The organism is Pseudomonas bohemica, from assembly GCF_002934685.1.
Lineage (GTDB): Bacteria > Pseudomonadota > Gammaproteobacteria > Pseudomonadales > Pseudomonadaceae > Aquipseudomonas > Aquipseudomonas bohemica.
Genome location: NZ_NKHL01000120.1, coordinates 262,808 through 285,381 on the forward strand (window position 1 = coordinate 262,808; position 22,574 = coordinate 285,381).

The 22,574-nt window shown below is 56.9% G+C and carries 34 protein-coding genes and 2 tRNA genes; 35 read left to right on the forward strand and 1 reads right to left on the reverse strand.

Features of this window, described 5'->3' with window-relative positions:
* Positions 1–106 precede the first annotated feature (106 nt).
* Positions 107–1,030, reverse strand: a complete 924-nt coding sequence (locus tag CE491_RS26890; RefSeq protein ID WP_110951351.1) for a GGDEF domain-containing protein — start codon at positions 1,028–1,030, stop codon at positions 107–109.
* A 782-nt stretch (positions 1,031–1,812) separates the two neighbouring features.
* Here CE491_RS26890 and frmR point away from each other — a divergent pair.
* The 35 genes from frmR to CE491_RS27055 all read left to right on the forward strand — a co-directional run bounded on the left by frmR (position 1,813) and on the right by CE491_RS27055 (position 22,574).
* Complete coding sequence (frmR, locus tag CE491_RS26900) at positions 1,813–2,088, forward strand: formaldehyde-responsive transcriptional repressor FrmR (RefSeq protein WP_110951352.1); 276 nt, start codon at positions 1,813–1,815, stop codon at positions 2,086–2,088.
* A gap of 69 nt (positions 2,089–2,157) precedes the next feature.
* Positions 2,158–3,267 (forward strand): S-(hydroxymethyl)glutathione dehydrogenase/class III alcohol dehydrogenase, encoded by a 1,110-nt coding sequence (locus CE491_RS26905; RefSeq protein ID WP_110951353.1) that lies wholly within the window; start codon positions 2,158–2,160, stop codon positions 3,265–3,267.
* Positions 3,268–3,331: 64 nt separating this feature from the next.
* Entirely contained in the window at positions 3,332–3,907 is a 576-nt protein-coding gene (gene gfa / locus CE491_RS26910) for an S-(hydroxymethyl)glutathione synthase (protein WP_110951354.1), read from the forward strand.
* Positions 3,908–4,200: 293 nt separating this feature from the next.
* Positions 4,201–5,700, forward strand: a complete 1,500-nt coding sequence (gene istA, locus CE491_RS26915; RefSeq protein WP_199885263.1) for an IS21 family transposase — start codon at positions 4,201–4,203, stop codon at positions 5,698–5,700.
* On the forward strand, positions 5,693–6,496 hold the full coding sequence (istB, locus tag CE491_RS26920; RefSeq protein ID WP_110951355.1) for an IS21-like element helper ATPase IstB: 804 nt from the start codon (positions 5,693–5,695) through the stop codon (positions 6,494–6,496). The genes istA and istB overlap by 8 nt, the downstream gene beginning before the upstream one ends.
* A 273-nt stretch (positions 6,497–6,769) precedes the next feature.
* Positions 6,770–6,949: a DUF3606 domain-containing protein gene (locus CE491_RS31395; protein WP_199885264.1), complete on the forward strand. Its 180-nt coding sequence runs from the start codon at positions 6,770–6,772 to the stop codon at positions 6,947–6,949.
* Positions 6,950–7,050: 101 nt separating this feature from the next.
* Positions 7,051–7,290, forward strand: coding sequence for a hypothetical protein (locus CE491_RS26930; RefSeq protein ID WP_110951357.1), 240 nt, complete (start codon positions 7,051–7,053; stop codon positions 7,288–7,290).
* A 46-nt stretch (positions 7,291–7,336) separates the two neighbouring features.
* A tRNA-Met gene (locus CE491_RS26935) sits at positions 7,337–7,413 on the forward strand.
* A 4-nt stretch (positions 7,414–7,417) separates the two neighbouring features.
* Positions 7,418–7,493 (forward strand) — tRNA-Gly (locus CE491_RS26940).
* Positions 7,494–7,726: 233 nt separating this feature from the next.
* On the forward strand, positions 7,727–8,053 hold the full coding sequence (locus CE491_RS26945) for a phage holin, lambda family (RefSeq protein WP_110951480.1): 327 nt from the start codon (positions 7,727–7,729) through the stop codon (positions 8,051–8,053).
* Between the two features lie 5 nt (positions 8,054–8,058).
* A complete protein-coding gene (locus tag CE491_RS26950; protein ID WP_110951481.1) occupies positions 8,059–8,445 on the forward strand; it encodes a hypothetical protein in 387 nt (128 codons plus the stop codon).
* Positions 8,378–8,593, forward strand: a complete 216-nt coding sequence (locus tag CE491_RS30915) for a hypothetical protein (protein ID WP_234407695.1) — start codon at positions 8,378–8,380, stop codon at positions 8,591–8,593. Before CE491_RS26950 ends, CE491_RS30915 begins: the two co-directional genes overlap by 68 nt.
* Entirely contained in the window at positions 8,590–8,799 is a 210-nt protein-coding gene (locus CE491_RS26955; protein WP_110951358.1) for a hypothetical protein, read from the forward strand. The genes CE491_RS30915 and CE491_RS26955 overlap by 4 nt, the downstream gene beginning before the upstream one ends.
* Before the next feature lie 54 nt (positions 8,800–8,853).
* Positions 8,854–9,102, forward strand: coding sequence for a hypothetical protein (locus CE491_RS26960; RefSeq protein ID WP_110951359.1), 249 nt, complete (start codon positions 8,854–8,856; stop codon positions 9,100–9,102).
* 54 nt (positions 9,103–9,156) lie between these two features.
* Positions 9,157–9,435, forward strand: a complete 279-nt coding sequence (locus CE491_RS26965; protein WP_110951360.1) for a hypothetical protein — start codon at positions 9,157–9,159, stop codon at positions 9,433–9,435.
* A gap of 32 nt (positions 9,436–9,467) precedes the next feature.
* Positions 9,468–9,680 (forward strand): hypothetical protein, encoded by a 213-nt coding sequence (locus CE491_RS26970; RefSeq protein ID WP_110951361.1) that lies wholly within the window; start codon positions 9,468–9,470, stop codon positions 9,678–9,680.
* 4 nt (positions 9,681–9,684) lie between these two features.
* Positions 9,685–9,888 carry a hypothetical protein gene (locus CE491_RS26975; RefSeq protein WP_110951362.1) on the forward strand — a complete coding sequence of 68 codons (204 nt, stop codon included), beginning with the start codon at positions 9,685–9,687 and terminating at the stop codon, positions 9,886–9,888.
* Positions 9,889–10,047 carry a hypothetical protein gene (locus CE491_RS30475; RefSeq protein WP_199885265.1) on the forward strand — a complete coding sequence of 53 codons (159 nt, stop codon included), beginning with the start codon at positions 9,889–9,891 and terminating at the stop codon, positions 10,045–10,047. It begins immediately after the preceding gene.
* On the forward strand, positions 10,047–10,214 hold the full coding sequence (locus CE491_RS30480; protein WP_199885277.1) for a hypothetical protein: 168 nt from the start codon (positions 10,047–10,049) through the stop codon (positions 10,212–10,214). Before CE491_RS30475 ends, CE491_RS30480 begins: the two co-directional genes overlap by 1 nt.
* Positions 10,150–10,482 (forward strand): HNH endonuclease, encoded by a 333-nt coding sequence (locus CE491_RS26980; protein WP_110951363.1) that lies wholly within the window; start codon positions 10,150–10,152, stop codon positions 10,480–10,482. The genes CE491_RS30480 and CE491_RS26980 overlap by 65 nt, the downstream gene beginning before the upstream one ends.
* A 203-nt stretch (positions 10,483–10,685) precedes the next feature.
* Positions 10,686–11,108 carry a terminase gene (locus CE491_RS26985; protein WP_110951364.1) on the forward strand — a complete coding sequence of 141 codons (423 nt, stop codon included), beginning with the start codon at positions 10,686–10,688 and terminating at the stop codon, positions 11,106–11,108.
* A 27-nt stretch (positions 11,109–11,135) separates the two neighbouring features.
* Positions 11,136–12,890 (forward strand): terminase large subunit, encoded by a 1,755-nt coding sequence (locus CE491_RS26990; RefSeq protein WP_110951365.1) that lies wholly within the window; start codon positions 11,136–11,138, stop codon positions 12,888–12,890.
* Entirely contained in the window at positions 12,890–14,158 is a 1,269-nt protein-coding gene (locus tag CE491_RS26995; protein ID WP_110951366.1) for a phage portal protein, read from the forward strand. Before CE491_RS26990 ends, CE491_RS26995 begins: the two co-directional genes overlap by 1 nt.
* Positions 14,159–14,176: 18 nt before the next feature.
* Entirely contained in the window at positions 14,177–14,839 is a 663-nt protein-coding gene (locus CE491_RS27000; RefSeq protein ID WP_110951367.1) for an HK97 family phage prohead protease, read from the forward strand.
* A gap of 2 nt (positions 14,840–14,841) precedes the next feature.
* Entirely contained in the window at positions 14,842–16,005 is a 1,164-nt protein-coding gene (locus tag CE491_RS27005; protein ID WP_110951368.1) for a phage major capsid protein, read from the forward strand.
* A gap of 37 nt (positions 16,006–16,042) precedes the next feature.
* Complete coding sequence (locus tag CE491_RS27010) at positions 16,043–16,234, forward strand: hypothetical protein (RefSeq protein WP_110951369.1); 192 nt, start codon at positions 16,043–16,045, stop codon at positions 16,232–16,234.
* Positions 16,231–16,590 carry a head-tail connector protein gene (locus tag CE491_RS27015; RefSeq protein WP_110951370.1) on the forward strand — a complete coding sequence of 120 codons (360 nt, stop codon included), beginning with the start codon at positions 16,231–16,233 and terminating at the stop codon, positions 16,588–16,590. The genes CE491_RS27010 and CE491_RS27015 overlap by 4 nt, the downstream gene beginning before the upstream one ends.
* On the forward strand, positions 16,560–16,892 hold the full coding sequence (locus CE491_RS27020) for a phage head closure protein (protein ID WP_110951371.1): 333 nt from the start codon (positions 16,560–16,562) through the stop codon (positions 16,890–16,892). Before CE491_RS27015 ends, CE491_RS27020 begins: the two co-directional genes overlap by 31 nt.
* On the forward strand, positions 16,885–17,328 hold the full coding sequence (locus CE491_RS27025; RefSeq protein WP_110951372.1) for an HK97-gp10 family putative phage morphogenesis protein: 444 nt from the start codon (positions 16,885–16,887) through the stop codon (positions 17,326–17,328). Before CE491_RS27020 ends, CE491_RS27025 begins: the two co-directional genes overlap by 8 nt.
* Positions 17,328–17,693 (forward strand): DUF3168 domain-containing protein, encoded by a 366-nt coding sequence (locus CE491_RS27030; protein WP_110951373.1) that lies wholly within the window; start codon positions 17,328–17,330, stop codon positions 17,691–17,693. The genes CE491_RS27025 and CE491_RS27030 overlap by 1 nt, the downstream gene beginning before the upstream one ends.
* An 86-nt stretch (positions 17,694–17,779) precedes the next feature.
* Positions 17,780–18,505 (forward strand): phage tail tube protein, encoded by a 726-nt coding sequence (locus tag CE491_RS30485; protein ID WP_234407689.1) that lies wholly within the window; start codon positions 17,780–17,782, stop codon positions 18,503–18,505.
* A gap of 9 nt (positions 18,506–18,514) precedes the next feature.
* On the forward strand, positions 18,515–18,949 hold the full coding sequence (locus CE491_RS27040; RefSeq protein WP_110951375.1) for a phage tail assembly chaperone family protein, TAC: 435 nt from the start codon (positions 18,515–18,517) through the stop codon (positions 18,947–18,949).
* On the forward strand, positions 18,946–19,176 hold the full coding sequence (locus CE491_RS27045) for a phage tail assembly protein T (RefSeq protein ID WP_110951376.1): 231 nt from the start codon (positions 18,946–18,948) through the stop codon (positions 19,174–19,176). Before CE491_RS27040 ends, CE491_RS27045 begins: the two co-directional genes overlap by 4 nt.
* Before the next feature lie 3 nt (positions 19,177–19,179).
* Positions 19,180–22,239 (forward strand): phage tail tape measure protein, encoded by a 3,060-nt coding sequence (locus CE491_RS27050; RefSeq protein ID WP_110951377.1) that lies wholly within the window; start codon positions 19,180–19,182, stop codon positions 22,237–22,239.
* Positions 22,239–22,574: a phage tail protein gene (locus CE491_RS27055; protein ID WP_199885266.1), complete on the forward strand. Its 336-nt coding sequence runs from the start codon at positions 22,239–22,241 to the stop codon at positions 22,572–22,574. Before CE491_RS27050 ends, CE491_RS27055 begins: the two co-directional genes overlap by 1 nt.

Here is a 22,574-nt window from a genome sequence, read left to right on the forward strand (position 1 = left end):
CACCCCTAAAATCCCCTCGAAAAACATCATTTGTACAAAAAGTGGTACAGCAGAGTCGGTCTTTCAAGCAGGGGCCGGATCCCGGATAGAACACTCGGCTTCTGGTTTAGCCGGGCGCCGGCTTGGCGATACAGCTCCGTCCTCGGCCTTCCTGCTTGGCAACATATAATGCTCGATCAGCCTGTTTAAGCAGCTGGTCAAGAGTTGTATTGATTATGAACCCTGTAATGCCAGCAGAAAAATCATAACTAATTTCAACCCCTTCAAGAAAAACGGGCGTAATTGTCTGCCTGATGTTTTCCAAGATGGCTTGTGCGTCGACACTGGAGCAGCCAGGGAAGATAACTAAGAACTCCTCGCCCCCATATCGACCTAATAGGTCTTTACTCCTAATACGCGCCTGCAAGTGTTCGACGAGGTGACGAAGAACCGCATCACCAGCGGGATGGCCATAGGTGTCATTAACTTGTTTAAAATAGTCAATATCAAGCAATGCGAGCGCAAATCCGGCCTCATTCTGCCGAGTATCCATTAGACTGGACAATGCTGCCAAAACTCCGCGCCGATTCATGCAACCAGTTAATTCATCAGTGGTCGAGGATCGGATGGCTATATCCCGGGCTAGACGCATAGTACGTTCGTCATCTGCTTGTAGCTGGGAGATATCCGGGGCCATGCTAATGCTCCAGCCCTCTGCCTCGAATGTCTCCGTCATCCATAACCAGCGACCATCGTTGAGGTTTGTTTCAAACGCTCGGAATGGCTGTTTTCCTCGACGACTCTTAGTGGACATCAGCCATTGTTCAAAATTTTCCGTTTGGACATGAGTACCTGCACCTTTAGATCGGGCTATGCGCACTAGCTCCGTCCAACTAACAAGCTCGTCGCTCGTCAAGCCGAACACCCGTCGAAACGCCAAGTTAGCGAAACATAAGACGTCATCCTGGTCATACACGGCAACAGGGACGGGGCTGATTTCAAGAAGTTCTATGAGTTTTCCGGCCCACTTTGGCAAAGCGTCGCTTTCCATATCCCGAATCTCCCTACATCGAAGGATAATTTAAGACCCCGTCTGTTGACGCTGCCACGCCAGACCTGTGGCGTCTTAAAGGACATCGGCTGTGGGTGCCAAATCTTAACTGGCGGACGACAGCTGGCGGCTCAAGACTGTGCGCACGGGTACTCACTGTTCGCCCGGCCTGCTCCTTGGCCAATACCAGGCAGACCGGGGCCGATGTCGCATGGGCAATCAGCGTCCGATCGGCGTGGTAATTAGCTTCATTGGGGCAATGACCTTACTGTAACTATTGGCCTGCCACCGCCAAGCTATGGCGACCGATACGGCGCATAGGGCGATGGTCAGACTACAACTGCTCACACCCAAATCGGGCAAGCTTCAGGGCCACGACCATGCTGCACTCAAGAACATCGCGCTCATCACTCCGGCGCTTCGTCAGTCCAGCCAATTCCTTGCCGCCCGCCTTGGTTCAGCGGAGGAACTGGTCAGCATCACTAGCGTAGTCGCCAGCGTTCAGCAGTTTGAGCAGTGTAGACCAAGCCAGACCTACCGATCCGGCATCGGGGGGGCCCACTGCTCTGGCTCAGTGCAAGCGTCACCAGACGCTAAGTGTCAGGTTCAAATCCGGGCGATGTCGTTCAGCAGCATTCCGCGCAGCGCTTTGGAGAGATCGATAGCCCAGCAAACAATGTACTCCCCTCCAGTATTCAACTATACTCCCATGGGGTATCTCGCTATACTCACCTCCAGTACCTCGGTAGACTCCCCACCTAAAGCACTGGAGGAGTATTGCGATGCCACACAGCCCTGAAGAGAAAAAACGCGTTCTGGCAAGAGTTCGACGAGTCAAAGGACAACTGGCCGCGCTAGAGGCCGCGCTTGAAGAAGGAGCGGAATGCGGTCCGGTTTTGCAACAGATTGCTGCAATCCGTGGCGCCGCTAACGGCCTGATGGCAGGGGTACTCGAGAGCCATCTCAGAGAAGAATTTACGAGCTCGGCTGAAACAACTGAGGCGCAGCGGTCATCGATTAATGAGGTTATTTCTCTCGTGCGTACGTACCTGAAATAGCATCCATTATCACGACACCCGATCGACGGCAGCGCGGCTCAAATGAAACTATCCACTGGAGAAAATCGCATGAAATCTCGTGCTGCAGTCGCATTCGAGTCAGGTAAACCGCTACAAATCGTGGAAATCGATGTCGAGCCGCCTCGCGCAGGTGAAGTGCTGATCAAGATAACCAATACTGGGGTATGTCATACCGACGCGTTCACACTGTCCGGGGATGACCCGGAAGGCCTCTTCCCGGTCGTGCTTGGTCATGAAGGTGCAGGTGTGGTGGTTGAGGTTGGCGACGGCGTAAGCAGCCTCAAGCCAGGCGATCATGTCATCCCGCTTTACACCGCAGAATGCGGCAAATGCCTCTTCTGTAAATCAGGGAAAACTAACCTGTGCATAGCTGTACGTGCCACGCAAGGCAAAGGTGTGATGCCGGATGGCACCAGCCGCTTCTCCTACAATGGTCAGCCGCTCTATCACTACATGGGCTGCTCTACTTTCAGCGAATACACTGTTGTCGCCGAAGTATCCGTGGCAAAAATCAATCCGCAGGCCAATCCTGAGCACGTGTGCCTGCTAGGATGTGGTGTGACCACTGGCATCGGCGCAGTTCACAACACTGCAAAGGTTCAGCCGGGCGACACGGTAGCCGTATTCGGCCTAGGTGGTATTGGTCTTGCGGCGATCCAGGGTGCACGCCAGGCAAAGGCCGGGCAAATCATTGCTATCGATACGAATCCTGACAAATTCGAACTGGCCCGCTCATTCGGTGCTACCGACTGCGTCAATCCAAAAGATCATGAGCAACCTATTCAGCAGGTGATCATCGAGATGACCGGCTGGGGGGTTGATCACTCCTTCGAGTGTATCGGGAACGTAAACGTCATGCGCGCAGCACTCGAATGTGCGCATCGTGGCTGGGGTCAATCGATCGTGATAGGTGTTGCTGGCGCCGGTCAGGAAATTTCGACCCGTCCATTTCAGCTAGTAACCGGCCGCACCTGGAAAGGCTCAGCATTTGGCGGAGTCAAAGGCCGCTCTCAGTTGCCAAGAATGGTGGAAGACGCCATGAAGGGCGAGATTGAACTAGCGCCATTCGTCACGCACACCATGCCGCTGGAGCGTATCAATGAAGCCTTCGACCTCATGCATGAAGGCAAATCGATCCGGACGGTAATCAGATACTGAAGTAGATGCTGGGGCGTAAGCCCTAGGTATCGATTCACCCTTCCCCCCGAGCTGGAGATACAAAATGAGCGAAGTAAAACTTCATCCATCACTGGATAACGGTATCAAACCGCCTGAGTCAGGCTTTGCTGGTGGAACGCTTGAATGCCTGTGCTCAACGGACAAGGTTGAGATCACAATCGGCGCTCAGACACTGCATAATCACGCGTGCGGCTGCAGCAGATGCTGGAAGCCTAAAGGCGCAAAATTCGCTGTCATTGCAGTCGTCCCCCGCGAGAAGTTAACCGTGACTGCAAACGCTTCGAAGCTGGCCATCGTCGATGAGAATGCACCTATCCAGCGTCATGCATGCAAAGAGTGCCATGCTCATCTTTTCGGTCGTATTGAGAACAGGGATCATGCCTTCTTCGGCTTGGATTTCGTCCACACCGAGTTGTCCCCACAGTCCGGTTGGGCCGCGCCAGGGTTCGCCGCTTTTGTATCATCCATTATCGAGACAGGCACGGCACCGGAGCTCATGACGGAGATCCGTGGTCGCCTCCGCACCATCGGCCTTGAACCTTACGACTGCCTCTCACCTGATTTGATGGACGCGTTAGCCACCCAGGTTGCCAAGCTCAACGGCGTGCATCCCAACTAGCATTCAACATCTGTTTATTAGGCCCGGTCGTTTTCGGGGATTTACGCCAACTGGGTCGCCCCGAGGCCGCGCAAATCTCCGATCAACTCCGACCGACACTCCTCGGGCGTTCTGCCGACTACAAAACCCACTCCAAAATATTCGAGAAACTATTCTGACCTAGCGCTTAACCCCGGCCTGTTGCCGCTGACCGAAAACTGACCCATTAACGGCTGTTCTGCCGACTGAAAACTGACCCAGGTGTTCAACTGCTTCTGCTCACTTTCCGAGCAGGAGAACACAAGGTGATCAGCATGGAAATGATGGGAAAAATTCGGCGGATGTACTTGCGCGACAAGCTGTCGCTGCACCAGATAGCCAAGCGTACCGGGCTGTCCAGGAACACCATCCGAAAGTGGATCAGAGCCCCCGAAACCAAACTGCCGATGTACCAGCGGCAAGCCGCTTTCAACAAGCTCAGTCCTTTCCACGAAACGCTGGAACAGGCACTCAAAGCCGATTCGCTTCGGGCAAAACACAACCGCAGAACCGCCAAGGCTCTTTTCGAGCAGATCAAGGCCGTGGGCTACGACGGCGGCTACAGCCAACTGACCGCCTTCATCCGCGCGTGGCGCGGTGAGCAAGGAAAATCCTTGCGAGCCTTTGTGCCGTTGACGTTCGCGCTGGGCGAGGCTTTTCAGTTCGACTGGAGTGAAGAAGGTCTGCTGATTGGCGGGCTGTACAGGCGGATCCAGGTCTCCCACATGAAGCTCTGTGCCAGCCGCGCATTTTGGTTGGTGGCCTATCCCAGCCAGGGGCACGAGATGTTGTTTGATGCCCATACGCGTTCGTTTGGAGCATTGGGTGGCGTGCCGCGTCGCGGTATCTACGACAACATGAAAACGGCTGTCGACAAGGTAAGCAAAGGCAAAGGTCGAACGGTCAACGCTCGTTTTGCAGTGATGTGTTCGCATTATTTGTTCGATCCAGACTTCTGCAACGTCGCCTCGGGTTGGGAAAAGGGGATCGTCGAGAAGAACGTCCAAGACAGTCGGCGGCGCATCTGGCTGGATGCTCAAGACTGCCTGTTTCATAACTTCGACGAGCTGAATGTCTGGCTCGGCCAACGCTGCCGAACTCTCTGGAGTGAGCTGCCGCACCCGCAATACAAGGGGCTTACGGTGGCAGATGTTCTGGCGCTGGAGCGGGTGGAAATGATGCCGATGCCTAGCGCTTTCGACGGCTATGTCGAGCGCACTGTGCGGGTCTCCAGTACCTGCCTGATCAGCGTGGCACGCAATCGTTACTCGGTGCCTTGCGAGCGCGTTGGTCAGTGGGTCAGCAGCCGCTTATATCCCACACGGGTTGTGGTCGTTGCTGATGAGACAACTATCGCCAGTCACGATCGGCTCTTTGATCGAGACCAGGTCAGCTACGACTGGCAGCACTACATCCCACTGATCGAGCGCAAGCCTGGCGCACTTCGCAATGGCGCGCCGTTTGCCGATTTACCGAAACCATTACGCCTGCTCAAGCGTGGCCTCCGGCGTCACGTCAACGGTGATCGAGTCATGACACAGGTGTTGGCTGCGGTGCCCATTACTGGTCTCGACGCCGTTCTGGTGGCCGTGGAACTGGTGCTTGAGTCTGGCAGTTTGAGTGCCGATCACATCCTGAATGTTCTGGCCCGACTGACTTCCAGCGCACCGCCACCTTCTGTGGAAACAAGTCTTCAGCTCAAGGTTGCGCCGGCGGCCAATACGGCCCGGTATGACCAACTGCGTACGACCGATGAGGAGAGTCGAAATGCGTGACTTGATGACAGAACTCAAAGAGCTGCGTCTGCATGGCATGGCGCACGCCTGGGAGGAATTGGCTGCTCAGGGCGAAGCGTCGACAGCATCCTCAAAATGGCTGCTGGAACATCTGCTCCAGCAGGAGCGGGCAGATCGCGTCGTGCGATCCGTGAATCATCAGATGAACATGGCCAAACTTCCCATGCATCGTGATTTGGCGGGCTTTGACTTCAGCGCTTCCAGCGCCGATGCCCGTCTGGTCAAGGAACTATCCAGCCTGGAGTTCACGGCGACGGCCCAAAATGTGGTGTTCATCGGTGGGCCTGGAACAGGCAAAACACACTTGGCCAGCGCACTGGCTGTGTCCGGGATCACCGTTCACAACAAACGAGTCCGTTTTTTCTCCACGGTAGACCTCGTCAATCTGTTGGAGCGTGAAAAGTACGACGGAAAAACAGGCCGGATGACACAAGGACTGCTCCGCACAGACCTGGTTATCCTGGATGAACTGGGCTATCTGCCCTTCAGCCAAAGCGGTGGCGCGCTGCTGTTTCATCTCCTGTCCAAGCTCTACGAGCACACCAGCGTGATCATCACGACCAACCTCAGTTTCTCGGAATGGTCGAGTGTTTTCGGCGACGCCAAAATGACCACTGCGCTGCTGGATCGACTGACGCACCATTGCCACATCGTCGAAACGGGTAATCAATCCTACCGTCTGCAACACAGCACCCTGGCTGACCAGACAAAGATCAAGACACGTGAACGAAAGCGTAAGGAAGAAGATGCAGTTGAGGACGACGAGCCATTTTGATCCTGATCGGAAAGTGCCCTGCCACATACGCCCATGTGGTGGGGCTTTCGGTCTTTTGAGATCGGACAGGGCTGCTACGCTAATTCACAATTGCTGATGACAAATCGGCAATCTGCCCTGGGTCAATTTTCAATCGGCAGGGTGGGTCAGTTTTCAATCAGCGCCAACACGCTGGGGTTTTGTTTTCACATATTTTTCACAAAACTCGGCATTTCTTCCTTCATGTGGACTATCCTGTTAACGCATTCATGTTTGCAGGACATCGATATTTGTATGGAGAAGCGCAAAAACGTTGGCGGAAGTGACGCCATTAGAATAAATGTTGGTGACAGTAGCGAGCTGAAATACTGGGCCAAGTACTTTGGAATTTCCCCCAAGGAGGTCCGATCTGCGGTGGAGGCAGTGGGCGACTCGCTCACTGCGGTCAAGCAGCACCTTGAGGTGAGGCGCTAGCAACGCTGTTCATAGCGCACAAGCCTGGCCTTTGCGTCGGGCTTTTTTATGAGCGATCGTTATATGATCTGATCTTCATCACTAGTCTCAAGGAAGGTCAGATGCACAGAAATTACGAAGCGGCCAGGCGAGTCTTGGAAGCGGTCCAACAATACGCTGGCGTCAACGGAATTGATTTCCACGCTCTGCAGGAGCTTTCATCGAGACACGGATTTTCCGGCGACGACTGGCATTACGCCGTCAGGTTGCTGACGGACAGCGGGTTTCTGATTTCCGATGATGGACAACTCCAAATGACCTGGTCGGGACATAATTTGCTCGAAACGCTTTCAGACCAGTGATTCTGTCCAAGCTCTAAGCCCCGCCAAGTGCGGGGTTTTTTGTTTCTGCGAGGTGGAGAAGTGGTCTATCTCGCCGGGCTCATATCCCGGAGATCGCTCGTTCGAATCGAGCCCTCGCAACCAGAATGCGGCTTTAGCTCAACTGGCAGAGCTCTGTCCTTCCAAGTCAGAGGTTGCGGGTTCGAATCCCGTGAGCCGCTCCAATCACCTGACGGTGTGCATTGCCATAGCCAGGGTGGCCCGCGAGGGATGGCCTGGACGCGGTATAGCCGGAAGTCACGCGTACGGAAAGAACACCGGCAGTTGAAGCGCCTCAATCCTCGTGTGTGCTGGAGGCGGCTTGGGCGGACAGGGGAGAAAGATCCTCAACCTATTCCAAGGCTCGCCATCCGGTGGGCCTTTTTCATTTTCCGATCCCGAAAGGGTGGACAGTCGGATGCACGTCATGCCCGAAAAGAATCCCGACTTCTGGGCCGCGATCTGGCTGGCCTTGAGTAACCCGCTATGGCAGGGCTCAATCATGGCAGCTGTTATTTCAGGTCTTCGTGTGCTGTACGAGGCGAAAGAAACCAGTAAGCGCAGGATTATCCTTGAAGCGCTCATGTGCGGCGCGCTGAGTCTTTCCGCGAGCAGCGTCATTGAATGGATGGCCTGGCCCTCGAGTTTGTCTGTTGCAGCCGGCGGCACCATCGGGTTCATCGGCGTGACCGCGATTCGGGAACTGATCATCAGGTTCCTCGGGCGCAAGGCGGATTCAGCATGAGCGGACTGAAAGCGTTCGCCCTCGCCGTTGTCATTGCCCTGGTAGCAGCCCTTCTGATTGGTATACAGCAATACCGCGTGATCGCCCTTCGCGGCGAAGTGGCCGTCGAGACCAAGGCCAAGACAGACGCCCTCGACGCCAACAAGGAAAGCCAGGCCACGATTACTACGTTGCGGTCCGAGCTTGAACGCAACAAGGCGTATCAGCTCGACCTGGACAAAAGGCTGAAAGCCAGCGAACAGAAAGCCCTGAAGGCGAGGAAAGACTTTGAAGACCTCAAGCGCAAGAGCCCGGCTGTTCGTAAGTGGGCTGATCAGCCTTTGCCTGACGGCCTGCGCGGGAAGCCAGCCAGCACCGGTAAAGACAACAACGGTAAGGCTCGAAGCCCCTGAGCTGGTCCCGTGTGAGCGGATCAGTACCAGTGACGATGACCTGGCGCTGAATGGCGACCTCTGGGCGCTGAAGGATCGGGCCATCAACCTGCTCGACACATGCGCTGATCAGGTCGACGCGCAGATCCAGCGGAGCAAGAGCAAATGAACCTACTGAATCGACTGTTCGCCTATCTGGCGAGTATCTACACCAAGGAGCCGACCATGGCCACGACTACAACAGAACCAACCGTTGACACCCCTACTACCGCGACGGTCGACACGAACAAGCTCAAAGCTTTGCTCGTTGCCCTGGGCCACGACATCGAGGCCGAATGGGAGCATCTGGTAGCGCTGGCGAAGAAAGCGCTGTAGCTGACTGCGCTGAGTCACGGAAGAATCACTTGAATCAGTCTGTGTGAGGTTCCAATGAAGCTGATCCTGAAGCGTGTCGCCCGCGAGATCGAAGTGACCGCGCTAGGCGATGAATCAAGGAAATTCGTAGCGGGCAAGGCGAGCAAGCATTCGCCGTTCGCGCTGCATACGGAGGCGGGTGAAGTACTTCCCTGCCAAGTGAGCACAAACATGGCCAGCGAGGCCGGTGATCTGGTCAGGCTGACCGTGGTGTTCACCGTCGATGGCGAATCGCTTCGCGTGGAAGGTGATGACGCTGAGTAACGCACCACGAAATCAAATGCGTCCGTTTCGTGGCGCGAAACCCGGAGATCCGTCATGACCCTGGCCACCACTCTTCAATCGACCGTTTCGGCCCAACTGAGCCGTATGACGCCCGAGCAGTTCGCATACTGGCTCCAAGGGTTCGCAGAACTCAGCGGCGGTGAACGCCCAACCCCTGAGCAATGGAAGTCCATCACTGAACACCTGCAAGCAGTGTTCGTGAAAGTGACGCCGTCGCTTCTCTATAGCGGTGGGCTGGTTGGCCAACAAATTACGCCCTTGACAAGCAGAGTGTCGGATCAGGACTCGCTCATCACCTCGGCGGTCTGCTGACTCATCAATCACGTTCACTATCGAGGTCGCCCATGGCCAGAAAGCCCGCTGCAAAACAATCGGTCATTGATCCACCAATCGAACCAGTTGCTCTGTCTCCCGAAGCCAATGAGGTCGGCAAGCTGTATGTCGCCATTACCGCTGCACTGGATACAGCAAAGGCTGGCGGCCTGCCTCAAGGCTTCATCGTCGCAGTGCTCCACGCTCTCGCGCTGAAGGAAACTCAGCGGTTGCTCGGACAGTAGCGCCATGAAGATCACCGTCAACAACGTGTTGGGCGCTGTCGTCATTGAGCTGCTGTCTGGTCGCCGTGTTGTTCACCGCGAGCGGTTCGAGGGGAAGACCACTTCGCCTTACACCAGATCGATACGCGCGTCTGTCGCGTTCGATTCACACCGCGCCGTGACCAACCTAAACCGTGATGACGGCTTCTCCTATCAAGTGGAGGCCTGAATGGCGAAGGTCGAGATGAAGATCACCATCAGGCGCGCTTGGTGGGTGATGCCGTACCTGCAGGCCGTTATCTGGTTCAGCGATCTGACTGGCCTTCAGCCTGACATCGACAAGGTCGCAGGGACAGTGCTGCGCGGCTTCACCTGGAGCATCGAGTGATGTCCTGCACTGGTTGCGCAGCACGTCGAGCACGCGCGGTGAAGTGGCTGGCCATTGCCAAGGAGCGAGCATCGACACTGTTCAAGCGTCACGAGAAGACATATGCCAACCCGCCCGAAGAGACACCAGCCATCAGCACCAGTGACACCCCAACACAAGACGCCTGAACAGCAGCGTGGTACCAGCAGCCAGCGTGGGTACAACTACCGATGGCAACAGTCACGCAAGGGCTACCTTGCCAAGCACCCGCTCTGTACTGAATGCCAGCGGCAGGGCCGAGTGACAGCGGCCACCGATGTTGATCACATCATCCCGCATCGAGGCGACAAGGACCTGTTCTGGGACCGCTCGAACTGGCAGGGCCTGTGCCACCCATGCCATTCAGTGAAGACGGCGGCAGATGATGGCGGCTTCGGCAATGCCAGACGTGGCTGATGTAGCACGTCAAATCCCCATATGGAAAAGACCGCTCGTCGGCAGTGAGAAGAGATCTCATTCAGTTCGCACCGAAATGGTGCGTTAGGCTGTCTCTATCGATGGGGGGAGGGGTGAAAGTCTGGGCCTTTTGGCTTCCAGACCGCGCCCGAGGCTTTTTTTCGCACAGTCAAAATTGGGATTTGAAAATAGAAGGTTGAAATATGACCCGAGGACGGAAGCCGACGGCGCCGCACCTCAAGGTTCTGGCCGGTACCACGCGCCCAGATCGCGAGGAGAAGGACGCGCCAGAGTTCGACCTGATTGAAGATTTTCCAGAGCCGCCCCAGCACCTGAACTCGGATGGCGCCGAAATGTGGCGCAACCTCGGGCGACAGCTGGTCAGCGCCAAGGTACTGCAGGTCGTCGACCTGTATTCGCTCGAACAACTTTGCCACGCCTGGCAGTGCTTCCGAAAAAAAGCCAAGGCCGACATGGAATCTACCGCGGCTGAAACGACCGCTCTGAAAGCGCTGTTTTCGGAATTCGGCATGACCCCAGCAAGTCGTCGCAAGGTTTCTTCGGGCGGAACAGAGAACAAGGGCAATGCTTTCGCCGGTAACGGCCGTAAGCAAGGTGCCAAATAATCGATTCACCCGGTCGTTGGAGTAGGAATGCGTGACTTCGTAAAGATCGCGACTGACTACGCCAAGGCCGCAGTAGCTGATAAGAAGCGAAAAAAGCACGGAAAGCTGATACGCCAGGCGGCACAGCGCTTTCTTGATGACCTCAAACGGGCGAAAAAGAAAGACTGCCCGTTCATGTTTGACCCGTGGCACGCGAACGATCCTTGCGACTTCATCGAAAAACTGCACCACGTTGAAGGCAAGTGGGAGAAACCCACGATCGTGATGCACGCGTCCCACGTTTTCTTCGTCGTCCAGCTCTTCGGGTTTCGAAAGCGCGAAGCCGTCTTCACCGAAGGCTGGGGCGGCGACGGGATGTTCCACCCGCGTCGATTCACCTCGGCCCTGTTCGCTGTTGCGCGGAAAAACGCGAAGAGCACGCTGTCGTCGGCCATCCTGCTGTATTGCGAGTGCTGCGAACCGGAAGAAGGCGCGCAGATAGTCAGTGCTGCAACCACGTTCGGCCAGGCCGCGATCATCTTCAACGCTGCCAAGCGGATGACAGAAAAGAATGCGGACCTGCGCGAGTATTTCGGTCTTGAGGTATGGGCAAAATCGATCAGCCGGGCCGAAACCGGTGCCAGTTTCAAGCCGATCCATGCAAAGGCCTCCACCCAGGACGGCCTGAACCCCTCGCATGTGGGGCTCGACGAGATCCACGCGCACAAAACAGCGGACCTGCTCAACGTATTGCAGTCGGCTGCCGGCGCCCGGGGCAACCCGCTGTGGCTGTTCACGACCACTGAGGGTTACACGAACCCTGGGCCGTGGGCTGAGATCAGGATGTTCGCCAAAAAGCTGCTCGCTGGGCTGTTCGGCCACACGGCTGACCATTACCTGGTCGTCTTTTACGCGGTCGATGACGAGGACAAGACCCTCGGGATCAAGGCCGATGAGGAGTTCGACGAACGCTGCTGGATCAAAGCCAACCCGCTGATGGATGTGAACCCGCACCTACTCGCGGCGATTCGAAAAGAGGCGGTTGAGGCGAAGCAGATGCCGTCGAAGATGGCAGAGTTTCGAATCAAGAGGCTGAATCGGCCGGCATCAACTGCTGACGGCTGGATCGACCTCAATAAGTGGCAGCAATGCGGCGGAGAGGTTGACCTCGACTGGCTGGCTGATTTCCCTTGCTGGGGCGGGCTCGATCTTGCGTCGACAACCGACCTCACCAGCTTCCGCCTGATCTGGAACGTTGACGGTGTCATCTATACGTATGCCTGGCGCTGGGCGCCGGAAAGCGCGGTCGCGTTCCGTACAGAGCGCGGCACCGTTCCTTACGCATCGTGGGTTGAATCTGGACTGCTCAAACAGACCGAGGGCGACGTCACCGACTATGCCGTGATCGAAGCGGACGTAAAGGCGGCGAACGAGCGCTTCAACAGTCAGGCAATCGGCTACGACAAATGGAACGCTTCAGACCTGGTGAACCGGCTGGTCGCCGGCGACGTTCCGATGGTCGAGTTCATCCAGGGGCCTAAGTCCTACCACCCCGCAATGCAGGTTTTGGAGCGTGCCTACATCTCCGGCCAGTTTGCGCACGGCGCTGACCCGCTTTTGAACTGGTGCGCCTCGAACCTGATCGCACGTCGGGACGACAACATGAATATGGCGCCGGATAAGAAACGATCCGCAGACAAGATTGACGATATGACCGCTTTGCTGATGGCAATTGGTGTCTCTGGCGCCAGTCCGGACGACGTCAATGTCGATGACTTCCTCTCTAGACCAATGAGTATGTAATGGCCGATACCGACTACAGCATCGACTTGCGTACGCGCAGTCCCTTCTGGGCGCGTATGGCGAGCTTCTTCGTCGGCGGCCGCCTAACCTCCCCGGATAAGGGGTCGCAGACGGGCCCGGTATCGGCTTCCGGCGTCGTGGGCGATTCGGTCGTCAACGACGAGCGCTCGCTGCAGATATCCACTGTTTTCGCTTGCGTGCGGCTGATTTCCAGTGTCACCGCCTGCATGCCTCTGGACGTATTCGAGACCAAGGGAGACGACCGGACCAAGGCGCCCCTGACAAACCCGCTGGCGCGACTCCTGCGGTACATGCCAAATCAATATATGACGGCTTTCGACTTCCGTGTCGCCATGACCATGCAGCTCTGCTTCTACGGAAACGCCTATGCCCTTATTGAGCGCAACGCGGCGGGGGATGTGATCAGCCTTATTCCGCTGCTGTCGGTGAACATGGACGTCAGGTTGGAAGGTAAGCGAGTGGTTTACCGCTACAAGCGCGACACGGAGTACGCCGAATTCAGGCAAAGCGAGATTTTTCATCTCAAGGGATTTGGCTTCAACGGCTTGGTCGGGCTTTCGCCGATTGCATTCGGGGCCAAAACCGCCGGTGTCGCGGTCGCGATGGAAGACCAGCAGCGAGACTTTTACGCCAATGGCGCGAAGTCGCCGCAGATCCTCTCGACCGGCGACAAAACCCTGAGCGATAAGCAGCGCAACCAACTGGATGAGAACTTCAAGGAGATATCAGGCGGGCCGGTGAAGAAGCGCCTCTGGATCCTCGAGGCAGGATTCACTACGCAGCCGATCGGGGTCAGTCCTCAAGACGCAGAGACGATGGCGGCTCGAAAATTTCAGGTTAGCGAGCTGGCGCGGTTCTTCGGCGTACCGCCGCACCTGGTGGGCGACGTCGAGAAATCGACGAGTTGGGGATCTGGCATCGAGCAGCAGAATCTCGGCTTTCTCCAGTACACACTCGACGCATACCTGGAAATTTGGGAGACCTGCATCGTGCGCTGGCTAGTAAAACCCACCGATCTGGGCAAGGTCCACGCGGAACACAATCGCGACGGGCTGCTCAGCGGTGACTCTACGGCACGGGCGAACTACATGAAGACGCTGGTCGACACCGGCTTGCTCACCATCAACGAAGGACGTCGAGTGAACAACAAGCCTCCGCTTCCAGGTGGTGATGTGGCTACGCGTCAATCCCAAAACGTGCCCCTTGATCAACTTGGCAAAACGAACCCCGCCCCTCGCGGGGTTTAGTTTTTCTGGAGTCAGCAAATGTCCAACATTCAAAAGACCATTGCGTTCGAGCAGGCCGAAATCAAATTCGCCGGCGGTGGCACGCAGGGCATCTTCGAAGGCTATGCCAGCGTCTTCAATAAAACAGACGCGGACGGTGACATCATCTTACCTGGAGCCTTCGCGAAGGCTCTCACCGGCCAGTCCCGCGCAGTCGCGATGTTCTTCAACCACCAGCGCAACGCCATTCCCGTAGGCAAGTGGCTGCACCTGGAGGAAGACAGCAAAGGATTGTTGGCGCGTGGCGAGCTCACCCCCGGAAACCCCCAATCCGAAGCATTGAAATCAGCCATGCAGCACGGGACGGTCAACGGCCTTTCGGTGGGCTTTCTGGCTGGTCCGTCCGACTTCGACCGGATTTCCACAGGCATGGCGTTCAAGTCCATGCAGCGGCTGCGTGAAATCAGCATTTGCACTGAGCCGGCGAACGAGGATGCATCCATCTCCTCGCTGAAAAGTATGGATGCCATCGAATCCATTCGCGATGCGGAGCACTGGCTGAGAGATTCAGTCGGCCTTTCCAAGTCCGAAGCGCAGGCGTTAATCGCCCGCATCAAGTCCGCAGTTCGGAGCGATTCCGAAGGTGGCGAATTATCAGCGCTACTCCAGCGCATCAACTCTTTCACCCCCGCAGGAATTTAATCATGACCGAATTGGCCAAAATCGAAAAAGCCATTGAAGACCAACAGACTCGCATTCAGGGCCTGTTCGACGAGCAAAAGAAGGAAATCTCAGCGACTGGCGAGGTCAGCAAAAAGCTTCAGGATGACTTCATCAAGCTGCAAGAAGAGCTGAAAACTTCGGGGGCGCGTCTGTTCGATCTGGAATCCAAGCTCGCCGGTGGCGAACTGGACAACCCAGAGCACAAGAAAAGCTTCGCCGAGCGTGCAGCGGAAGACATCAAGAAAGGCTGGAACGGCTCTACTTCCGGCAAGGTCGACGTCAAAAGCTTCAGCAAAGCGCTGGGTAGCGGCGCTGGCTCAGCTGGTGCGCTGGTGCAGGCCCAACGTAACCCGGGCATTCTGATGCCAGGTCTGCGTCGCCTGACCATTCGTGACCTGCTGGCGCAAGGCCGAACCACCTCGAACGCCATCGAGTACGTGCGTGAGAACGTGTTCACCAATGGCGCCGCACCGGTCGCGGAGGGCGCGCTGAAGCCTGAGACTCAGCTCACTTTCACCAAGGAAACGGCGAACGTCAAAACCATCGCTCACTGGATTCAGGCCGCCCGCCAGATTATGGACGACGCGCCGATGCTGGAGTCCTACGTCAACAACCGTCTGCTGTTCGGCTTGGATCTGGTCGAAGAAGTGCAGTTGCTCAACGGCGACGGCACCGGTGACAACCTGCTGGGCCTGAACCAGGTAGCCAGTGCATACGACGCAGCGCTGAACGCTACCGGCGACACGCGTGCAGATCAGATCGCGCACGCGATCTTCCAGACCAGCGAATCTGAGTTCGAGGCTTCCGGGATCATCCTAAACCCACGCGACTGGCATGCCATTGCGCTGTTGAAGGATGGCGATGGTCGGTACATCTTCGGTGGTCCAGCTGCTTTCGCGGCGAAAGTCATGTGGGGCTTGCCAGTTGTGGCGACCAAGGCCCAGGCACAAGGCACCTTCACCGTCGGCGGCTTCGATCTGGCGTCCCAGATCTGGGATCGCATGGACGCAACCATCGAGGTCAGCAATCAGGACCGCGATAACTTCGTGAAGAACATGCTGACCATCTTGTGTGAAGAGCGCCTGGCGGTGACCCACTACCGTCCGACCGCGATCATCAAAGGCGCATTCGCCCCAGCGGCATAACGACAGGAGCGGGGCGGGCAACCGCCCCGGTTTCACCATGAAAACTATTCGCGCATTGCGGCAGTTCTCGCACTATCACGCGGGGCACTTCGACCAGCACGAGAGCCGCCCGGTTGCTGATGATATCGCTGAGGCTCTAGTCGACATGAAGCTTGCGGAGCTCGTCGATGGTGAGCAATCCGCCCCGGTTGATGGTCCGGCCAAGGCGAAGGAAAAGGTTAAAAAATGACCGTAGTCCTTGCCGATCTACTGGCTATGGAGCTCATCAAGAAGCACCTTCGCGTCGACTCGCCGGATGAGGACGATCTGATCGAGCTTTACGCGGAGTCGGCGCTGGCTTGGGCCTTGTGGTACTGCGACAACCCGCTGTTGGCTACCGCCGCGGACATCCCAGCCAGTTTCAAAGCTGCGCTTCTGCTGCTGATCGGCCATTCCTACACGAACCGTGAGGCTGTGCTGGTCGGTACCGCAGCGGAGGCGCTGCCGATGGGGGTCGTATCCCTCTTATGGTCGTCCCGCAGCTTGGCCGATTCTAAACCGGTGGAGGAATACCCATGCGCGCCGGAGATCTGCGGCACCGTGTGACGTTCGAGCAGAAAGTCACGACCAACGATCCGGTTTCGAATGAGCCGTTGGTGGCGTGGGCTGAGTTCGCCACGGTTTGGGCGGCAATCAGTGACCTGAGCGTGCGTGAGTTCATCGCAGCGCAGTCGACTCAGTCGGAAGTCACCTGCAGGATCGTGACGCGCTACCGTGACGGGTTCGATGCGACCATGCGAGCTCGTTGCGACGGCAAAACGTACAACCTGCACGGCATTCTTCGCGATCCGGTCTCCGGGAAGGAGTATCTGACCTTTCCAGCGAGCGAGGGCGTGAACGATGGCTGATTGGGTCGACTACAAGCTGACCGGTGCAGATGAGCTTTCAGCCCGTTTCCGCAGCCTGACCGAGGAAATGCGCCGCAAGGTCGTGACGCCGGCAGCCAGGGATGCGATGGAAATCGTCCTAGCGGATGCGAAAGACCGCGCCGCGCGCATCGACGATCCGGAAACAGCCAACTTCATCCCTAAAAACCTCGCGATCGTTGAGCGGAAGGCCATTGGCGTCGAGGTTGGGGCGGTCGTGATGTCTGTCGGCGTGCGCAAGCGCAGTCGGGGGCAGGGCGGCGGTAACACGTTCTATTGGTGGTGGGTTGAACTCGGCACTGAGAAGAATCGGGCTAAGCCCTTCCTTCGTCCAGCGCTGGCGAACAACCGCGAGGCCTTGTTCAAGGAGTTCTTGAGCTCGGCGAAGTACCAGCTGATCAAACTTGGGGTGAATTGATGATTGCTCCAATCTTGGCTGCCTGCAAAGCGGCGCCTGCCGTCACAGCGCTGCTCGGGGAAAGTCCGATACGCCTCTACCCGCATGGTGAGGCTCCGCAAAACGTCGCCAAACCATACGCAGTCTGGCAAGTCGTCAGCGGGTCGCCGATCAACTACATCAACGGTCAACCACAAACGGACCGATACGGTCTGCAGATCGATGTCTATGCGACGACAGCGGTCTCTGCCGACGCAGTATTCACTGCGCTGCGTAAAGCCATCGGCAAGTACGCCTATATCACCGGTTTCGGTCTCGACGCCGTGGACAGCGTCACGAAGAACTATCGAAAAGGTTTCGATGTTGCCTGGCTGGTCAGCGCTTAGCCGGAAAACCTGAAAGAACTGCCCGCTTCGGCGGGTTTTTTTATGCCCGCTAATCAGTGATTTCTAAGGAAATCGGGGAGTACAAATTGACCATTAATGTCCAGGGCACTGAGCTTTTCGCCATCGACCCGGCCGACAACAGCGTTCTCAACGTGGGCTGCTTCACGACTTTGGACGGCATCGACACCTCCGTCGCCCAGGTTGACGTGACCTGCACCACCTCGAAGGGCCGCGAGTACGAAGCGGGCCTTGCCGAACCCGGCTCTGCTTCTTTCGGCCTGAACATCGATCCGAAAAATCCGATCCATCTGCGTCTTCACCAACTGAAGACCGCCGGCACCAAACTCAAATGGGTTGTTGGCTGGTCGGACGGATACAACTTTGAAACCGAGGAAGGTATTCAGCCTCTGATCGGCACGCCGGGCGCATTGGCGGCATTGGTGCTGAATTCGGCAGGCACGGGCTATACCTCTGCACCAACGGTCGCGATCACTGGCGGCGGTACTGGTGCCACAGCAACGGCCCAGATCGCAAATGGCAAGATCACCGGCTTCACGATCACCAATCCAGGCACTGGTTATACCAGCGCTCCAACCGTTGCCCTGACAGGCGGCGCTGGTACCGGCGCAACGGCTAGGGCGGTGGTGGAAGACGAAATCGACTTCGATCTGCCGAACACCCGCACATGGCTCACCTTCGAAGGCTACATGAACAGTTTCCCGTTCACGTTCGGCCTGGGCGACGTCGTCAAATCCACGGTCGGCATTCAGGTATCGGGTGAACCGGTACTGCTCGCCAAAACCTCTGTTTAAGGAACGTCCATGGATCTGAGTATCGCTTCGTTGAAGGCTGCGGGCGCGTTCATCGCGCCTCCGGTCAAGAAGGAAGTCACCTGGCATGCGGGCGGAAAAGCGCAGACAGCGACGGTTTACGTGCTGCAGGAGTCTTTCATCTCATTGACCCAGCGCTGGGATGCGCAGGACCGCGGTGGCGACCTTGCCGCGCAGCGTATTGCGTCATGCATCACCGACAAAGACGGCGTGCCAGTCTTCACTGTGGATGACATTGTCGGTGGACCGGAAAGTGGTCACGGCGCGCTGTGTGCGGAGCTGGCCATCGTGCTGCTGGCGGCTATTGGTGAGGTCAACCAGGTGCCGCAGGCCGTTCTCGAAAAAAAATCGAACCCGAGGAAGAGCTCTGGCACGAAATCGCCATCGTCCTCGGGGCAACAATCGCAGAAGCCAAGCAAAGGATGACCTACGTCGAGGCGATGGACTGGATGCGGTACCGGCGACAAACCGGGCCGTTGAATCTGGGACTTCGCCTTGAGGACGGTTTCGCGATGTTGGCCACCGCGTTTAACAACGTCATGGGCGGTAAAGCCAAGTTCTCGGACTTTATGCCGGATCGTGGCTTCAGCGCGTCGCCGAAGGAAGCCACGCCGCAAGACCTGTTGGCGCTGTTGAACCGTGTGAAGGGGTAATTTATGGCGGTTGATTCGCTCGGCCAGTTGACGGTTGACCTAGTAGCCAACACCGGCGGCTTTGAAAAAGGGATGGACCGGGCGCAGCGCGCGCTGAAATCAGCTACGAAGGAAGCGGCCTATCAGGCTGGCCAACTCGACAAGCTCGTCGGCCAGATCGATCCGGTGGTGGGTGCGTACGGCCGCCTCGACAAGATGGAAGAGCAGTTGCGCAAGCACCGCGCGGCTGGGCGACTCGAGGAGCCTGATTTTCAGGATTACCTGAAGAAGTTGGATCAGCAGCGCCAAGGAGTTTTGAAGGTTGACAAGGCGTTTTCCGCTGCAGGTATATCAGCGGCACAAACCGCAAATGCTTTCCGTCAGCTTCCATCACAACTGACCGACGTTTTTACAAGTCTGGCTGGTGGCCAAAACCCGCTTCTAGTGCTTATGCAGCAGGGCGGACAGATTAAAGACTCCTTTGGTGGCGTTGGCGCTGCGTTTGATGCGATAGGTGCCAAGGCCAAGGCATTGTTCACTAGTGCATTCCAAGGCTCACGATTGGGTGCTGCCATTGGTGACGCAGCGTCGCAGTCAGACCAACTGGCTGAGAGCGCATCGAAAGCAGGTGGTGGGCTTTCTGATCTTGCCGAACAATCCAATAGTGTCGCTGAGTCGACCGAGAACGCAAAAAAGGCTATTCAGGCCGTCAATTCTGCTACAGCTGGCGCGGCATCCAGCCAGCTAGCACTTGTTGGCGGGTTTGCTGCGGCGGCGGCAGCGGCCGCTGCCTTGGCTTATGGATACTACAAAGGCAGCAAGGAGGCGGACGAGTATAACAAGGCGATAATTCTTACCGGAAATTATGCGGGTACGTCAGCGGATCAGTTGAGCTCTTTGGCGCGGCGGGTTGGAAATGCCACCACGACCGTCGGTGACGCCGCTGCGGCGCTGGCTCAGCTTGCTTCACTTGCAAAAATCCCTGCGTCATCATTCGAAATGATCGCGACTGCAGCGCTTAACATGCAGGACGCAACCGGCAAGGCTACAAGCGAGACCATCGCCGAGTTCGCAAAAATTGCGGATGATCCAGTAAAAGCAATATCAGCGCTGGACGACCAATACGGATTTCTTACCGCCTCCGTTTACGCGAATATTAGATCGCTGCAAGAGCAGGGCGACAAGCAGGACGCTGCTGGGCTCGCCGAAGAGGCATATACAAAAGCTCTTGACGCCCGTTCCGCAAAAATCAAGCAAAATCTGGGCACCATCGAGGGCGCGTGGGATTCGTTAAGCAGTGCTGCCAAAAAAGCTTGGGATTCGATTCTCGATGTAGGCCGCACCCAATCGCTCGACGAGCAAATCAAAAATACCCAAGATCTGCTGGATAAGCGTAAAACGAGTTTCGCAGCGAAACTCTTTCCCGGCACCCTGGGCGAAGGCAGTGAATCAACGCGATTCCTGAAAACCCGTCTCGATCTGCTGGTGAAGCAGCGCGATGCTATTGCCGCATCAAGCATCGCGGAAGGCGAAAATACCAAAGTCCAGCGCGAGGGGAGAATCGCGTTCGAGGAGTATCAAAGGGCGCAGGAATCAAACTTCACCAAAACTCAAAAGATGAACAAGGCGCTGGAGGAAGAGCAGCGCCGGATCACCAAGGCGCGGGCGGCTGGGTACAAAATCTCGGCTGAGGATGAAACCGCGGCTTACCAGGCTATCCGGGATAACCCTATCTACAAGGAGTCGACGCCGAAGAAGGCCAAGGCGTACCAAGAAGACGCTGGCACCAAAGCGCTGGACGACGCCCGGCAGCAGTATGCCGTACTTCAGCAACAAAACGCGCTGATCGGCGATCAGTCGGCTGCCAGTCAGACCTTGGGTGCCAACGCCAAGAAGTTGGTCGAGTGGGAGCAGCAGCTCGCCGATATCAAGACCAAGAAAACGCTCACTGCCGATCAAAAATCGCTGCTGGCCAGCCAGGATCTGATCACCGCCCAACTCAAGCGTAACGCCGCGCTCGAAACCCAGAACACGCTCTCCGAGAAGGCGCTCGAAACCCGGCGCAAGCTCGCCGCATTCGATGAAAACCTGCAAAACCAGCTTGCGGTCGATCAACAGAGCTTGAGCAACCGACTCGCGGGTACCGGCCTGGGCGACGTCCAGAAACAGCGCTTGCAGGAGCAGCTGGGCATCCAGCAGTCCTATCAATCCAAGATATCCAGCCTTACGGATGCCTATAACAAGAGCAACAAGGATCAGTTCACCACCGAGCTCTACGACAAGGAAACAGCCTCGCTGAAAAGCGCGCTCGACCAGCGCCTGGCGATGCAGCGGCAGTACTACATCGACGTCGACAAGGCGCAAAGTGACTGGAGCAATGGTGCGTCAGCGGCATATGAGGATTACCTGCAGAGTGCCAAGGATGTGGCCGGGCAGACGAAAAGTCTGTTCTCCAGTGCGTTCAGCGGCATGGAAGACTCGCTGACCAACTTCGTTACGACCGGCAAGGCCTCGTTCGGCGATCTCACCAAATCAATCCTTGCCGACCTGGCGCGCATCGCGGTTCGACAGGCCGAGTCTCAGGTGCTGTCCTCGCTGTTTGGCAATCTGTTTTCTACAGGCGCACAAAATGTCGGCTCTGCAGCCGCCGCAAGCGGCTATTCGACCACTAGTTACGCCGGGGCGTATGGCTTTGATACTGGCGGCTACACCGGTGACGGTGGCAAATACGATCCAGCCGGTATCGTCCACAAGGGCGAGTACGTTCTTCGCAAAGAGGTCGTTCAGCAGCCAGGGATGAAGGAATACCTTGGCTCCCTGAACAAGCGTGGATATGCCGATGGGGGGTATGTTGGGCTGGCGCCGGGTAGTTCTTCTACGACCGGAACGTCTGCTAGCGCTGCGCCCCAAGTGACCATCCACATCGACAGCGGCGGAAACAGCCAGGTCACTACCGATACCAGCGGGCTGGAGCAGTTCGGTCAGCAGATCGGCGAAATTGCTGCGCAGAAGTACCGCGAGCTAGAGACGCGGTCGCTGGGATCAGGGGGCAACATCCGTAGGGCCATCAACGGGAGACAGTGATGCCTGAAACATTCACTTGGTGCCCGATCATTGAACCGACTGGCACAGGAACGCTGCGAGTCAAGTCGGCGCAGTTCGGTGACGGTTACAAACAGACCGCTGCCGATGGCATCAACAACCAATCGGAGAGTTGGCCACTGACGTTTCGCGGGTCCGCTGCGTCGATTAAGCCTATCAAAGACTTCCTGGTGGCTCGCGGCGGGGCGCAATCCTTTTACTGGACGCCGCCACTCGGCGACCAAGCCTTGTGGACGTGTGAAACCTACGGTGTCACTCCACTGGGTGGGGGCATGTACACCCTGACCGCAACCTTCGAACAATCCTTTCAGCCTTGA

What these genes read in the sequence shown, in the direction of transcription:
- CE491_RS27015 (WP_110951370.1), top strand. Translation starts at nt 16,231, where the DNA reads ATGACCGTAGTCCTTGCCGATCTACTGGCTATGGAGCTCATCAAGAAG.
- CE491_RS27030 (WP_110951373.1), top strand. Translation starts at nt 17,328, where the DNA reads ATGATTGCTCCAATCTTGGCTGCCTGCAAAGCGGCGCCTGCCGTCACA.
- CE491_RS27020 (WP_110951371.1), top strand. Translation starts at nt 16,560, where the DNA reads ATGCGCGCCGGAGATCTGCGGCACCGTGTGACGTTCGAGCAGAAAGTC.
- CE491_RS26995 (WP_110951366.1), top strand. Translation starts at nt 12,890, where the DNA reads ATGGCCGATACCGACTACAGCATCGACTTGCGTACGCGCAGTCCCTTC.
- CE491_RS27010 (WP_110951369.1), top strand. Translation starts at nt 16,043, where the DNA reads ATGAAAACTATTCGCGCATTGCGGCAGTTCTCGCACTATCACGCGGGG.
- CE491_RS26965 (WP_110951360.1), top strand. Translation starts at nt 9,157, where the DNA reads ATGACCCTGGCCACCACTCTTCAATCGACCGTTTCGGCCCAACTGAGC.
- CE491_RS27055 (WP_199885266.1), top strand. Translation starts at nt 22,239, where the DNA reads ATGCCTGAAACATTCACTTGGTGCCCGATCATTGAACCGACTGGCACA.
- CE491_RS26955 (WP_110951358.1), top strand. Translation starts at nt 8,590, where the DNA reads ATGAACCTACTGAATCGACTGTTCGCCTATCTGGCGAGTATCTACACC.
- CE491_RS27005 (WP_110951368.1), top strand. Translation starts at nt 14,842, where the DNA reads ATGACCGAATTGGCCAAAATCGAAAAAGCCATTGAAGACCAACAGACT.
- CE491_RS31395 (WP_199885264.1), top strand. Translation starts at nt 6,770, where the DNA reads ATGGAGAAGCGCAAAAACGTTGGCGGAAGTGACGCCATTAGAATAAAT.
- CE491_RS26905 (WP_110951353.1), top strand. Translation starts at nt 2,158, where the DNA reads ATGAAATCTCGTGCTGCAGTCGCATTCGAGTCAGGTAAACCGCTACAA.
- CE491_RS27025 (WP_110951372.1), top strand. Translation starts at nt 16,885, where the DNA reads ATGGCTGATTGGGTCGACTACAAGCTGACCGGTGCAGATGAGCTTTCA.
- CE491_RS26985 (WP_110951364.1), top strand. Translation starts at nt 10,686, where the DNA reads ATGACCCGAGGACGGAAGCCGACGGCGCCGCACCTCAAGGTTCTGGCC.
- CE491_RS26960 (WP_110951359.1), top strand. Translation starts at nt 8,854, where the DNA reads ATGAAGCTGATCCTGAAGCGTGTCGCCCGCGAGATCGAAGTGACCGCG.
- CE491_RS26930 (WP_110951357.1), top strand. Translation starts at nt 7,051, where the DNA reads ATGCACAGAAATTACGAAGCGGCCAGGCGAGTCTTGGAAGCGGTCCAA.
- CE491_RS27040 (WP_110951375.1), top strand. Translation starts at nt 18,515, where the DNA reads ATGGATCTGAGTATCGCTTCGTTGAAGGCTGCGGGCGCGTTCATCGCG.
- CE491_RS27045 (WP_110951376.1), top strand. Translation starts at nt 18,946, where the DNA reads ATGACCTACGTCGAGGCGATGGACTGGATGCGGTACCGGCGACAAACC.
- gfa (WP_110951354.1), top strand. Translation starts at nt 3,332, where the DNA reads ATGAGCGAAGTAAAACTTCATCCATCACTGGATAACGGTATCAAACCG.
- CE491_RS30475 (WP_199885265.1), top strand. Translation starts at nt 9,889, where the DNA reads ATGGCGAAGGTCGAGATGAAGATCACCATCAGGCGCGCTTGGTGGGTG.
- CE491_RS26980 (WP_110951363.1), top strand. Translation starts at nt 10,150, where the DNA reads ATGCCAACCCGCCCGAAGAGACACCAGCCATCAGCACCAGTGACACCC.
- frmR (WP_110951352.1), top strand. Translation starts at nt 1,813, where the DNA reads ATGCCACACAGCCCTGAAGAGAAAAAACGCGTTCTGGCAAGAGTTCGA.
- CE491_RS26970 (WP_110951361.1), top strand. Translation starts at nt 9,468, where the DNA reads ATGGCCAGAAAGCCCGCTGCAAAACAATCGGTCATTGATCCACCAATC.
- CE491_RS26975 (WP_110951362.1), top strand. Translation starts at nt 9,685, where the DNA reads ATGAAGATCACCGTCAACAACGTGTTGGGCGCTGTCGTCATTGAGCTG.
- CE491_RS27000 (WP_110951367.1), top strand. Translation starts at nt 14,177, where the DNA reads ATGTCCAACATTCAAAAGACCATTGCGTTCGAGCAGGCCGAAATCAAA.
- istA (WP_199885263.1), top strand. Translation starts at nt 4,201, where the DNA reads ATGGAAATGATGGGAAAAATTCGGCGGATGTACTTGCGCGACAAGCTG.
- CE491_RS27050 (WP_110951377.1), top strand. Translation starts at nt 19,180, where the DNA reads ATGGCGGTTGATTCGCTCGGCCAGTTGACGGTTGACCTAGTAGCCAAC.
- istB (WP_110951355.1), top strand. Translation starts at nt 5,693, where the DNA reads ATGCGTGACTTGATGACAGAACTCAAAGAGCTGCGTCTGCATGGCATG.
- CE491_RS26990 (WP_110951365.1), top strand. Translation starts at nt 11,136, where the DNA reads ATGCGTGACTTCGTAAAGATCGCGACTGACTACGCCAAGGCCGCAGTA.
- CE491_RS30480 (WP_199885277.1), top strand. Translation starts at nt 10,047, where the DNA reads ATGTCCTGCACTGGTTGCGCAGCACGTCGAGCACGCGCGGTGAAGTGG.
- CE491_RS26945 (WP_110951480.1), top strand. Translation starts at nt 7,727, where the DNA reads ATGCACGTCATGCCCGAAAAGAATCCCGACTTCTGGGCCGCGATCTGG.
- CE491_RS26890 (WP_110951351.1), bottom strand. Translation starts at nt 1,030, where the DNA reads ATGGAAAGCGACGCTTTGCCAAAGTGGGCCGGAAAACTCATAGAACTT.